Source organism: Thermoplasmata archaeon, assembly GCA_035622275.1.
Classification (GTDB): domain Archaea; phylum Thermoplasmatota; class Thermoplasmata; order Lutacidiplasmatales; family UBA184; genus Lutacidiplasma.
In genome coordinates, this window is record DASPVQ010000024.1 from 55700 (window position 1) to 67890 (window position 12191).

Genomic DNA, 12191 nt, shown 5'->3' on the forward strand with positions numbered 1-12191 from the left:
CGACCCGTCTCGCCGAAACGAAGAAGCGCTAAAGGGACGGACCCTTCTGCCCCGCGCATGGGCCTCCAACCGCTCCGAGGGTTCCGCGACTACCCTCCCCCCGAGGCGGGGACGCGCTCGGAGCTGCGGCGCCGGATGCGCGCGGCCGCGCGTCGCGCCGGCTACCAGGAGCTCGAGACCCCGAGCGTCGAGAGCTTCGAGCTCTACCAGACGAAGAGCGGCGAAGGGATCGCGGCCCAGGCCTGGCTGTTCCGCGACAAGGGCGACCGGCCCGTCGCGCTCGTCCCGGAGACCACCCCCTCGCTCGCGCGCGTCTTCGTGGAACGCGCGAAGTCCGAGCCGCTGCCGGTCAAGTGGTTCACCGTCTCCAAGATCTGGCGCTACGAGGAGCCGCAGACCGGCCGCACGCGCGAGTTCGCCCAGTTCAACCTCGACGTCCTCGGCGTGCCCGGCATCGAGGCCGAGGCCGACCTGTTGAGCGCCGCCGCGCTCGTGCTCGACGAGGTCGGCGCCGACGGCCTCTACGCGTTCCGCATCAACGACCGCGCGATCAGCGAGGGGATCGGACGGCTCGTCGGCGCCGCCGAGCCCTCCCGCTTCTTCCGCGCGGTCGACCAGTTCCGCAAGCTGTCCTCGGCCGAGTTCGCGATCGAGCTCGCGGGCGCGGGGGTCGCGCAGGACAAGGCCGGGGAGCTGATCGAGCTCTTGTCCGCCGCGCCGAACGGCGTCCCGCCGCCCGAGCTCGAGCGCTTCTTTCAGCGTCTGGTGGACCGGGGCCTCGACGCCGCGGCGCAGGAGGGGATCGCGAGGATGCGCCGGCTGTTCCCGCTGCTCGAGCGCGCCGGCCTCGGCGACCGCATCGTCTTCGATCCCACGGTCGTCCGCGGCCTCGCCTACTACACCTCGACCGTGTTCGAGGCGTTCGCGCGCGAGGGGTCCGGCCGCTCGCTCTTCGGCGGGGGCCGCTACGATCACCTGATCGAGCTGTTCGAGGGCCCGCCCACGGCCGCCGTGGGCCTCGCGATCGGCGACCAGATGCTCGAGCTGCTGCTCAAGCGCGCCGGCCGTTGGCCCGACGGAGAGCCGCCCCTCGATTCCTACGTCGTCGTCGTCGAGGCGGCGCTGCTCCCCGACGCGGTGGCGATCGTGCAGGAACTGCGGCGCGCCGGGCTCAGCGCGGACTGCGACCTGCTCGGCCGCTCGATGTCGCGCCAGCTCAAGGAGGCCGCGCGACGGCGCTCGCGGCGGGCGCTGATCCTGGGTCTGCGGGAGGCCGCGCCGGGGGCGGTCGTCGAGCGGGATCTTTCGAGTGGTGCGCAGCGTGAGATCCCTCGGAGCGAGGTGGCACGATCGGGGTGATCCCCTCGAACGTGTCGCCGTCCCAGAGCAGGATGCCGTTCGGCGACTCGGCGCCGTCGACGTAGCCGTACCAGTAGACGACGGCCCCCTCGCCGAAGAGCTCGGTGTACGGGGCGAGCTGTCGCCGCAGGTTGCGACGCAGCTCGACGTCGTCCCCGAAGTTTGCCTTCGACTCGATCCAGGTGAGCTTCTGGCCGTAGAAGATGATCGGCTCGTCCAGGAGCGCGTCCGGCGTCTTCGCGTACTTGCCGCGGAGGTCCTTCTCCGTCCGGTAGCCGATGCCGTGCTTCTCGAGCCACCGCTGGAGCCGCTCCTCCCCCTTGCGGCCCCGCTCGCGCTGCAGCTCCATGCCGCGCGGCGAGTAGATCATGTCGTGGGCGAGGAGATCGCCGACCTCCTTGCGGAGCCGCGCGTCCGGCGCGGTCTCGGGATGGAGGAACGTGCCCCAGACCTTCTTGCGCGGGATGCCGAGCTCGCCCAGCATCTGCTGGCCGAGCAGCACCGGCGGGAACCGGAGCTCCCGCGCGATGTCGAGCATCGGGCGGCCGTGCCGCCACTGGCGAACGAACCCGGGGATCTGGCGCTTCACCGGGTAGAAGCGGCGCGTCGCGTCGCGCGTCACGCGGTGGGTGTGGATCACGAAGAGGAGCTCCTCGTCGAAGTGCTCCTGGTGCGCGAGCCGGTGCACGTCCTCGTAGGTGCCGAGCCGTTCGAACAGCCGCTGGTACGTCGCGCGGTCCATGGGGCGTTGAACGGGTCCGCGGGCACCGAGCGCCGGCGGCGGATAAGCTTGCGCCGGCGGCCGGGCCGCGGCGGGTCCCGCTCACTCGCGCCAGTCCAGACCCACCGTTCGAAGGCCGACCTTGGCCACCGGCGGCGGCCGACGCTTGTGGCGACTCGCGTGGACCCGCTGGACGATCGCGCGGACCACGTCGGCGGACAGGCCGGTGCGCTCGACGATCTCTCCCTCGTCGCGCAGCTGCTCGAGCCCGACGAGGATCCGGTCGATCTCCGCGTAGGGCAGTCCGAGCTCGCCCTCGTCGGTCTGGCCCTCCCATAGGCCGGCGCTGGGCGGCCGCTCGCGGATCGCGGCCGGCAGTTCGAGCTCCCGCGCGAGCGCGAGCACCTCGGTCTTGTACAGATCGCCGATCGGCAGCAGATCGACACCGCCGTCGCCGTACTTCGTGAAGTAGCCGAGCAGGAGCTCGGACTTGTTGCCGGTACCCGCCACCCGGCGGCGGCGCTCGCGGGCGAGCGCGTAGAGGACCGTCATGCGGACGCGGGCCACCTCGTTGCCGAGCGTCACCCGGTCGGCGATCTCGGGGAGGAGCTCGCGGATCGCCCGGACCGCGCCGTCGATCGGCACCGTTCTCACTTCGATGCCCAGCGACCGGCCGAACGCGTCCGTCTCGGCGATGATCTCGGCCGGGAACCGCTCGTCGGGGAGCTGGACGCCGAGGACGTGCGCCGCGCCGAGCGCGTCGCGGGCGAGGCGCGCGGTCAGCGCGCTGTCGATGCCGCCGGAGAGGCCGACCACGACGCCGGTGGCACCCTCGGCGAGCGCGTGCGCTCTCACGAACCGCAGGATCGTCCCGAGCGCGTGCGCGGGCAGCCGGGGCTCGAGGCCGCTCATGCCTCGACCCCCAGCGGCTCGAGCGCAAGGCCCTCGGCCCACGTCGCGCGGCAGTCGCAGTCGAGGGCGTCGAGGGCATCGAACTCCTGCGACAGCGAGGCCTCCTCGATCGCGGCGAGGACCGGCGCATCGCACGCGCCGCAGTTGTGGGGTCCCCGGGGGCGGCCGCCGGCGGTCGGGAACGATACGAGGCGGGCGGCTTCTCGCCGTCGCGCTCCCGCGCGCAGCGCCGCCACCAGGCTCCACAGCCACGGCGGACGGTAACGGGCGCGATGGTAGAGCCACTCGACGACCGTGCCGCCTTGGATGTGGACCGGGTTGATCGATAGGGCGTCGAAGTGCCGCGCGGCCACGCCCACGCTCGCCACGACGTCGTCGATCGCCTCCTGCTCCGTGAGGTACGGCGGCTTCAGCAGCAGGTAGGCCTTGGCCCGCAATCCGAGCGCGCGGACGCGATCCGCGGCCGCGAGGTACTCGGACGGCGGAGCGTTCTTGTGGACGTAGTGGCCGAGGACCGTCGGGTCGGTGGTCTCGAGGCCGAGGGCGACCTCGAGCTCACCGGAGAACGACGCCCGGAGCGGCGCGAGGGCTTCCGGGGTGGCGAACTCGGGCAGCGTCTCGAACAGGAGCCGCCGCGCCCGCCCCGCGAACGCCGAGACGAAGCGGCGGCGGCTCTCCGGGTCGACCTCCCGGTCGTCGAGGAAGCTCCCGGAGGTGTACACCTTGACGTACGGCTCGTCGCGGTAGCGCGCCAGGGCGCGAGCGGTCTGCTCCGCGAGCTCCTCGGCGGACGCGGATCGGCCGAGCGTGTCCTTCGCGTAGCCGCACATCGAGCAGCCCTTCTGGTCCGCCCAGTAGCAACCCCGGGTCCGCAGGATGACGACGAACGCGCTGACCCGCTCGGCGCCGATCGCCTCGGCCTCGACCCATTGGTTCACGAACCGCCGGGCGGAGCCCCCGTCGGCCGGGGGAGGTCGGCGGTCGTGGGCGACCGCCCGCGCCAGAGAGACCGGCGTCATGCCTCCTCCACCTCCACCTCGACCGGGTCGTCGTCCTTCAGGCGGAGCGCGTCGCGCAGGAACTCGGCGGCGACGAACTCGACGACATCGCGGTAGTGCGAGCGGTCGGGATGGATCAGGTGGCAGGGGTGGCCGTTGAGCCGCGCGGGAAAGCAGGTCGCGCCACCGAACGTCCGCCCGCTCGCCTCGAAGCCGTCGATCCGGATCCCCCGGCCCGCGCCGATCATCTCCACCTTGCGCAGGGCCGCGCCGTTGATGCGCACGTTGAGGGTTCCGGGGTACGGCCGGTAGCCGAGCCGCTCGGTGAACTGCACGACGTAGCCGGGCTGGCTGAGGTAGTAGCGTCCCTCCCCGAGACCAGAGACGACGGCCCCCGGGAAGGAGACCCGCGCCGGGCCCTCGAAGATGCGTCGATAGGACTGGTATTCGGTCCGCAGCAGCGCCATCGCCTCCCCCGTGAGACCCAGGCGCTGGCGCCGCTGGGCGAGCGAGCGGGTAATCAGACCCCGACGCTCGAGGGCGACGAGGTAGCGGTCCGCGGCCTGCTGACTGACCCCGATCCGCTCGCCGAGCTCGCGCGAGGTGAGGACGACCGGGGTGTGGTCCGCGCCGGCGGCCGCGAGCGCCTTGAGCACCGCGAGCGCGTCGCCCCGGGACCGGGGCCGCTCGGACGCGGGCGTCCGGGCGCGCGGCTCACGCGGGCTTCGCGGGGGGACCCTGCGGGGCATGGAGCGTCACGACGTTCGATCCGCGTAGCACGACCCGACCGAGATGGCGGGTCACCTCGGCGGTCGCCTCGTCCGCATCGTCGAGCACGAGGTTCATGTGCTCGTCGAGCCCGAGCAGCTTGCCGGTGAGTTGGCGCGAGTCCTTGAGGATCAGCGTGACCCGCTGGGCGAGGACCCGCTCGAGGAGATGCGTCGGCGCGTCGGGCATCGCGTTGACCACGGAGCGCGAGAGATAGCGTTTGCCTCGACCCGGGGCCGCTGACGCTAAGCGGGCGGGCTCGCTCGCCGACCGCGCATGAGCGGACCATCGGCCCACATCTCGAAAGGCCTCGACGATGTGGTGGTGGGGCGCTCCACGATCTCGTTCGTGGGCGGCGAGACCGGCGCGCTCGTGTACCGGGGCTTCGACGTTCGCGACCTCGTTCCCGGCGTGCCGTACGAGTCGATCGTCCACCTGTTGCTGTTCGGCGATCCCCCGAGCGCGGACCCGTCGCACGAGGTGGGCCGCGAGCTCGCGGCCCGCCGCTCGCCGCCCGCCGCGCTCGAGCGCGTCGTCGACGCGTTGCCCTCCCGCCTGCCGCCGCTGGAGGCGCTGCGCACAATCCTCTCGGTCCTCGGGGACGGATCGTACGGTTACCCGCCCACGCGCGAGCAGGGATTCGACCTGATCGCGCGCACGCCCGTGCTCTTCGCCCGGCACGTCCGGCGGGCCCGGGGCGCGGACCCCGTCCCCGCGCGGGCCGACCTCGGCCATGCCGCGAACTACCTGTGGATGCTCACCGGCAGTGCGGCGGCCCCGGCCAAGGTGGCGGCGCTCGAGGGCTACCTCGATCTGCTCGCCGACCATGGCATGAACGCGTCGACGTTCGCCCTGAGGGTGGCGATCTCGACCCAGTCCGACCTCTTCAGCGCGGCGACCGCGGCGCTGGCGACGCTCAAGGGACCGGTCCACGGCGGCGCTCCGAGCCGGGTGTCCGACATGCTCGATGCGGTGGGCACGCCGGACCGCGCGGCCGCCTGGATCGCCGACCGCCTCGCCCGCAAGGAAGTGCTCTACGGCTTCGGCCACCGGGCTTACAAGACCGACGACCCGCGCGCCCTCGTGCTCCACCGCATCGCCCGGACGGTGGCCGACCCGCACCGGCTGGCCCTCGCCGAGGCCGTGGAGACCGCGGCGCTCGACGCGCTCCACCGTGCCAAGCCCGGCGCGCGCCTCTACACGAACGTGGAGTACTACAGCGCCGTCGTGCTCGAAGGGGTCGGGCTGCCGCGCGAGCTGTTCACCCCGACCTTCGCGGTCGCCCGGACCGCGGGCTGGACCGCGCACGCGCTCGAGCAGGCGGCCGACAACCGTCTGATCCGGCCCGACGTCGAGTACGTCGGGCCACCGGCGGGACGCACCTGGCCGCGGGCCCTACCGGGCCGCTAGCGAGCGTGCGGGGGCGCCCGCCTACGATGCGGTCTTGCCGTCGCCGTCGACGACCTTGAAGTCGGCGTCGACCGCGCCCCCCTCGTGGGGGGCCGACGGCTCCTCCGGGGTCGGCGTCGCGGTCTCGCCGCCCGTCGGGGGCGGGCCCGCCTCGTAGAGCTTCTGAGCGATCCCGTGGAGGACCTTCGTCAACGCCTCGGTCTGACCGCGCACGTCGTCGAGGGTCGCGTCCTTGCGTTCCAGCGTCGCGCGCAGCTCCCTGACCTTCTCGCGGATCCCGTCGGCCTCGGCGCTCGGGATCTTGTCGGGGTGGTCGGCGAGGACCCGCTCGGCCTCGTAGGCGAGGCTCTCGGCGTGGTTCTTCGCGGTGACCAGCTCCGCGCGCTGGCGGTCCTGGTCGGCGAACTGCTCGGCCTGGCGGACCATCTTGTCGACGTCCTCCTTGGAGAGCTTGTTCGACGCGGTGATCGTGATCCCCTGCTTGCGACCGGACGCGAGGTCCTTCGCCGAGACGTTCAGGATTCCGTTCGCGTCGATGTCGAACGTGACCTCGACCTGGGGGACACCCCGGGGGGCCGGAGGGATCCCGGTGAGGAGGAAGCTTCCGAGCGCGACGTTGTCGCTCGCCATCGGGCGCTCGCCCTGGTAGACCTTGATCTCGACCGTGGACTGGTTGTCGGCCGCGGTCGTGAAGACCTGGCTCTTGCGGGTCGGGATCGTCGTGTTGCGCTCGATGAGCCGCGTGAACACGCCGCCCATCGTCTCGACGCCGAGGGACAGCGGCGTCACGTCGAGCAGCAGCACGTCCTTGACCTCGCCGGCGAGCACGCCGCCCTGGATGGCCGCGCCCATCGCGACGCACTCCATCGGATCGACGCCGCGCTCGATGGGCCGGTCGACGGCCGACTCGAGCAGCTTCTGCACCATCGGCATCCGGGTCGGGCCGCCCACGAGCACGATGCGGCTGATGTCGGCCTTGGTGAGCTTCGCGTCGCGGATCGCCTGCTCGACCGGCGCGCGGCACCGGTCCACGACCGGCCGCACGAGCTCCTCGAGCTTCGCCCGCGAGAGCGAGAGCGCGAGATGCTTCGGCCCCTCGTGGGTCGCGGTGAGGAACGGCAGGTTGAGCTGGGTCTCGAGCGTCGAGGAGAGCTCGATCTTCGCCTTCTCGGCGGCATCGCGGACCCGCTGGGCGGCCATCCTGTCCTTGCGGATGTCGACGCCCGACTCCTTCTGGAACTCGGCGGCGATCCACTCGACCAGCGCGTTGTCCATGTCGGTCCCGCCGAGCTGGGTGTCGCCGCTCGTGGACAGCACCTCGAAGACGCCATCGCCGAACTCCATGATCGTGACGTCGAGCGTGCCCCCGCCGAGGTCGAAGACGAGGATCTTCTGGTTCTTGCCGGCCTTGTCGAGACCGTAGGCGAGCGACGCGGCCGTCGGCTCGTTGATGATCCGCACGACCTCCAGGCCGGCGATCGCGCCCGCGTCCTTCGTCGCCTGGCGCTGGTTGTCGTTGAAGTAGGCCGGGACCGTGATCACGGCCTTCTCGATCTTCTCGCCGAGGAACGCCTCGGCATCGCGCTTGATCTTCTGCAGGAGGAATCCCGACAGCTGCTGGGGCGTGTACTCCTTGCCGAAGATGCGGTACTTGTGGTCGGTCCCCATCTTCCGCTTGAAGGCATAGACGGTCCCCTCGGGGTTCGAGATCGCCTGGCGCCGGGCCGGCTCGCCGACGATCAGCTGCCCGTCCTTGGTGAACGCCACGTAGGACGGGAACGCTTTCCCACCCTCCGCGGTGGTCCCTTCGGCGCTCGGGATCATGACGGGCCGGCTCGCCTCGAGGACGGCCGCCGCCGAGTTGCTGGTTCCCAGGTCGATTCCGATGATCTTGGGCATCTTCTCTTCTTCCCCGGAGGACGGGCGCGCCCGCGGCGGCTTCCCCTCCGGAATTCGCTATCGGTAGCCCACGGCTCGTATAAAAAGACAGCGGTATCGCCCCTCGAGAGATCGTGCGAGCTCGCCCGGGTGGGACGGCCGGACGGCTCCGGCCGGTCCTGCGCGACCCGCGGCCTTGCGCCGAGCCGACGGTGCCCCCGGGCCGCGGGGTTTTCTCCTCGGACCGACTGGCGGCCTCGTGGCGAGCGGCTCGAGCGGGGCCCGCGGCGCGGGAGCGCACCCCCGGGCCCTGCTGTTCGACCTGGACGATACGATCTTCGACCACTCGCTCACCTGCCGCGCCGCGCTCGCGGCACTCTGCGAGGAGGCTCCGTACCTGCGCGCGCGCCCCCTCGACGACCTCTGGCAGGAGTACGGACGGCTCCTCGGGGAGACCCACGCCGAGGTGATGCTCGGGCGCCGGTCGAGCGATGACGCCCGGCGAGAACGGTTCCAGCGCCTGGGACAGCGGGTCGGGCGGACGGTGACCGCGAGCGAGGCCGACGGCCTCTCGCGTTCGTACCGGGCGCACTACCAATCGCTGCGCCGCCCGGTGGCGGGGGCGCCCGAGACCGTGCGGCGGCTGCATACGCGGGCCCGCATCGCGATCGTCACGAACAACACGATCCGCGAGCAGGAGGAAAAGCTCGAGTTCCTCGGGCTGCGCGACGCCGTCGACCTGCTTGTGACCTCGGAGGAGATCGGGGTCGCTAAGCCGGATCCATCGATCTTCCGCGCGGCGCTCGACCGGGCCGGGGTCGCCGCCGCCGACGCCGTGATGGTCGGTGACTCCTGGCACGACGACATCGAGGGGGCCAGGGCCGCGCGGATCCGGCCCATCTGGTTCAACCGGTTCGGACGCCGACCCCTGTCGCCCGGCGGAGTCCTGCAGTTCGCGACCTTCGAGGGGCCGCGGCGCCTCGACACGCTGCTCCTCGCCTCGGACCCGGCGCCCGGCTGAGCCCCCGGCGCCGTCCGTTATATCGGGCGACCGGTGTCCGAGCCCCATGGGGCGCTCGGGCGAGGGCTGGATCGCGGCGGCCCGACGAGCGCTCCCGGCGATGCGCGCCTGGCGCGCCGACTTTCACCGAGAGCCCGAGCTCTCGCTGCAGGAGTTCCGCACCCGCGAGAAGATCACGGCGGCCCTCCAGGAGCTCGGCATTCCCTACCGTACCTACGACGGCTTCCCCGGCGTCGTGGGACTCCTAGCCGCGCAGGCCCGCGGGCCGGTGGTGGCGCTGCGCGCCGACATGGACGCGCTGCCGATCGTCGAGGAGACCGACCTCCCCTTCCGCTCGCAGGTGACCGGGCGGATGCACGCCTGCGGACACGACGTGCACCTCGCCAGCCTGCTGGGGGCGGCGTCGATCCTCGGTCGCGCCGATCGCGCCCCCGCCGGACCGGTCAAGCTTCTGTTCCAGCCGGCCGAGGAAGAGGGCCTCAGCGGTGGCGCGCGCCCGATGATCGAGCGGGGCTGCCTCGCCAGCCCCTCGGTCGACTACGTGGTCGGCCAACATGTCGAGCCCGGCCTCCCGCTCGGCACCGTCGGCTGGAAGGTCGGGCCGCTGATGGCGGCGGCGGACTTCTTCCGCATCTCGGTGCGCGGCCGCGGCGGGCACGCCGCGAGCCCTCACCAGGGGCCGGACGCGATCGTCGTCGCCAGCGAGATCGTGGGCGGGCTCCAGGTCCTCGTCAGCCGGGTGCGCAATCCCCTCGACCCCGTGGTGGTGAGCGTCGGGTCGATCCACGGCGGGACCAAGAACAACATCCTCCCCGAGGAGGTCGTGCTCGAGGGCACCGTCCGGACGCTGAAGCCGGCGACCCGCACCCTGATGCGGGAGCGGCTGCGCCGGCGCGTCCGCTCCCTCGCCGCGAGCCTGGGGGCGCGCGTGCGGATCGAGTACTCGGAGGGGTATCCGGCCCTCATCAACCCGCCCGAGGCGACCCGGGCGGTCGCCCGCGCGCTCACGATCGAGCTGGGCCGCGAGCGCGTCGTGGAGGTTCCGGAGCCGGTGATGGGGGCCGAGGATTTCGCCCGCTACCTCGAACGGGTCCCGGGAACTTTCCTCCAGCTCGGGGTGGGCACGCCCGACCGCCCGGCGAGCCTCCACTCCCCCACGTTCGCGCCGGACGAGCGCGCGCTGGTCATCGGGGCCGCCGCGCTCGCCGCCTCGGCGGAAGCGCTGCAGCACGAGCGGCCGTGACGACCGAGCGGTTCCGACGGGACTTCCGCGCGCTGCGGCCTCGGCCGGGCCAGCCGGCCCCGGCCTACCTCGACTCGGCGTGCATGTCGCTCGTCCCGGAGGCGGTGCTGCGGTCGATGGAGGAGTACTACCGCGATTTTCCCGGCTGCGCCGGACGCAGCGTCCACCGCTTCTCGGAGGAGGTCTCGCGACGCTACGAAGGCGCCCGCACGGCGTACGCCCGATGGCTCGGCCGGTCCGACGCCGGTGGCGTCGTGTTCGTCCGCAACGCGACCGAGGCGATCAACCTCGTCGCCCAGGGTCTCGACTTCCGGCCCGGCGACCGAGTGATGGTCACCGACCGCGAGCACAACTCGAACCTCGTGGTCTGGCAGCGGCTGGCCACCGAGCGCGGCATCACGGTCGTTCCGCTCGCGCTCCCCGACGACGGGGGCTTCGACGGGGACGCGCTCGAGGACGAGCTCGCGCGGGGCGTACGGCTCGTCAGCTTCTTCCACACATCGAACCTGGACGGGCGCACGCTACCGGTGCGGGAGATCACCGAGCGCGCGCACGACCGCGGGGCCCTGGTCTTGTTCGACGGATGCCAGGCCGCCCCGCACCTCAAGCTCGATCTCGACCGGCTCGGGATCGATTTCTACGCCGTCAGCGCGCACAAGATGCTCGGTCCGACCGGGATCGGGGTCCTGGCGGCCGCCCCGGCGCCGCTCGCGGGCCTCCGTCCGCTCCTCATCGGCGGCGAGACCGTAGAGTGGACCACGCTCACCGACCACGCGCTGCGCCCGCCTCCGCACCGCTTCGAGGCCGGCCTGCAGAACTACGCCGGCGTGATCGGGGCCCACGCGGCCCTCGACTACCTCGGGCGGGTGGGCCCGGAGGCGATCGCGGCGCAGCAGGGGCTCGTCAACCGTCGCGTCACCGCGGCCCTCGAGGCCGAGCCGCGGTTCCGCATCCTCGGCCCGCGCGACCCGGGCGCCCGACCGAGCATCCTCGCGTTCTCGCTCGACGGGGTCGATCCGCACGACGCGGCCCTCTTCCTGGACGAGGGGTACGGGGTGATGGTGCGCTCGGGCCGTCACTGCGTCCACTCCTTCTACGAGCGCCGCGGCCTCTCGGGCAACGTCCGGGCCTCCTTCTATCTCTACAACGACCGGTCGGACGCCGACCGGATGATCCGCGGGATCACCGAGCTTCTCGGCCGGCTCAGCGGTACATCGGCTGCGACGCCTGGACGGGCGCGTCGGTCCGGCCCCGGTCGGCGGCGTGCTTCTGGATCGAGCGCAGCTGCTGCTCGATCCGCTCGGCCTCGGCGTACAACGGGACGGGGTCGAGCGGGGTCCGCAGGAGGATCCGGTTGATCGTCTCGATCACCTTCGCCGCGGCCCGCGCGTCCGGATAGTCCGACTGCGCTTCGGCGAGGAACGTCAGGACATCGAAGCCCCGGCGGCGGCCCTCGTTGAGCAGCACGCCGGCGATGCCGGTGATCACGCCCTCGGCGAACGGGATCATGTTCGGCTCGATGTAGAGCTCGCGCGCCTTGCGCGTGCTCGCGACGCCGTAGACTTTGACCTCGTTGAGCCGGGGCGAATGGCCGCGGCCCGTATGGGGCGTCGCCTCGACCACGAGGCCCTCGGGGGAAACGAGCAGCGAGCAGCGCTGCTCCTGCACCCAGTCGATGATCGCCGTGGCGAGGGGGTGGATGACGGTGGGAGCCGGATGGAACTCCGAGACGAACGCGACGATCTTGTCCGCCCCGCGGCCCGCGCGGTCCGCGGGCGGTCGGCCCGCGTAGACCCGGACCGGATGCTGGGGGTCGCCGTTGCGCACGAGCGACACCGTCGGGAACGACGGTGACTCGACGATCCCGATCTGGTCCATCTG

At 72.3% G+C, this 12191-nt stretch carries 10 protein-coding genes and 2 pseudogenes; 5 read left to right on the plus strand and 7 right to left on the minus strand.

Annotated elements, in window-relative coordinates; translation table 11 throughout:
- Positions 1 to 57 precede the first annotated feature (57 nt).
- Complete coding sequence (hisS, locus tag VEL82_07435) at positions 58 to 1359, plus strand: histidine--tRNA ligase (protein ID HXW67688.1); 1302 nt, start codon at positions 58 to 60, stop codon at positions 1357 to 1359.
- 40 nt (positions 1360 to 1399) lie between these two features.
- Here the strand turns inward: hisS and VEL82_07440 are convergent.
- The 5 genes and pseudogenes from VEL82_07440 to VEL82_07460 form a co-directional block, all read right to left on the minus strand.
- Positions 1400 to 2101 (minus strand): annotated as a pseudogene (locus tag VEL82_07440) (C15orf41 family protein).
- 81 nt (positions 2102 to 2182) lie between these two features.
- Complete coding sequence (locus tag VEL82_07445; protein HXW67689.1) at positions 2183 to 2992, minus strand: NAD+ synthase; 810 nt, start codon at positions 2990 to 2992, stop codon at positions 2183 to 2185.
- Complete coding sequence (locus VEL82_07450; protein ID HXW67690.1) at positions 2989 to 4011, minus strand: archaeosine biosynthesis radical SAM protein RaSEA; 1023 nt, start codon at positions 4009 to 4011, stop codon at positions 2989 to 2991. Before VEL82_07450 ends, VEL82_07445 begins: the two co-directional genes overlap by 4 nt.
- Positions 4008 to 4646 (minus strand): DUF120 domain-containing protein, encoded by a 639-nt coding sequence (locus VEL82_07455; protein ID HXW67691.1) that lies wholly within the window; start codon positions 4644 to 4646, stop codon positions 4008 to 4010. The genes VEL82_07450 and VEL82_07455 overlap by 4 nt, the downstream gene beginning before the upstream one ends.
- A 58-nt stretch (positions 4647 to 4704) precedes the next feature.
- A complete protein-coding gene (locus VEL82_07460; GenBank protein ID HXW67692.1) occupies positions 4705 to 4947 on the minus strand; it encodes an LSM domain-containing protein in 243 nt (80 codons plus the stop codon).
- An 87-nt stretch (positions 4948 to 5034) separates the two neighbouring features.
- Between VEL82_07460 and VEL82_07465 the strand changes: the two genes are divergently transcribed.
- Complete coding sequence (locus tag VEL82_07465) at positions 5035 to 6168, plus strand: citrate/2-methylcitrate synthase (GenBank protein ID HXW67693.1); 1134 nt, start codon at positions 5035 to 5037, stop codon at positions 6166 to 6168.
- 21 nt (positions 6169 to 6189) lie between these two features.
- Here VEL82_07465 and dnaK read toward each other — a convergent pair whose 3' ends face one another.
- The gene (dnaK, locus tag VEL82_07470; protein HXW67694.1) at positions 6190 to 8067 is read right to left on the minus strand and encodes a molecular chaperone DnaK; all 1878 of its coding nucleotides are present in this window, start codon (positions 8065 to 8067) and stop codon (positions 6190 to 6192) included.
- Positions 8068 to 8305: 238 nt separating this feature from the next.
- On the opposite strand from dnaK, the gene VEL82_07475 reads away from it, so the two are divergent.
- The 3 genes and pseudogenes from VEL82_07475 to VEL82_07485 all read left to right on the plus strand — a co-directional run bounded on the left by VEL82_07475 (position 8306) and on the right by VEL82_07485 (position 11467).
- Positions 8306 to 9067 carry an HAD family hydrolase gene (locus tag VEL82_07475; protein HXW67695.1) on the plus strand — a complete coding sequence of 254 codons (762 nt, stop codon included), beginning with the start codon at positions 8306 to 8308 and terminating at the stop codon, positions 9065 to 9067.
- Positions 9068 to 9113: 46 nt separating this feature from the next.
- Positions 9114 to 10310, plus strand: a complete 1197-nt coding sequence (locus VEL82_07480; protein HXW67696.1) for a M20 family metallopeptidase — start codon at positions 9114 to 9116, stop codon at positions 10308 to 10310.
- A pseudogene (locus VEL82_07485) lies at positions 10307 to 11467 on the plus strand (aminotransferase class V-fold PLP-dependent enzyme). The gene VEL82_07480 and the pseudogene VEL82_07485 overlap by 4 nt, the downstream one beginning before the upstream one ends.
- A gap of 46 nt (positions 11468 to 11513) precedes the next feature.
- On the opposite strand, the gene VEL82_07490 reads toward VEL82_07485, so the two are convergent.
- A partial coding sequence (locus VEL82_07490; protein ID HXW67697.1) for a PAC2 family protein occupies positions 11514 to 12191 on the minus strand: 678 nt, incomplete at its 5' end.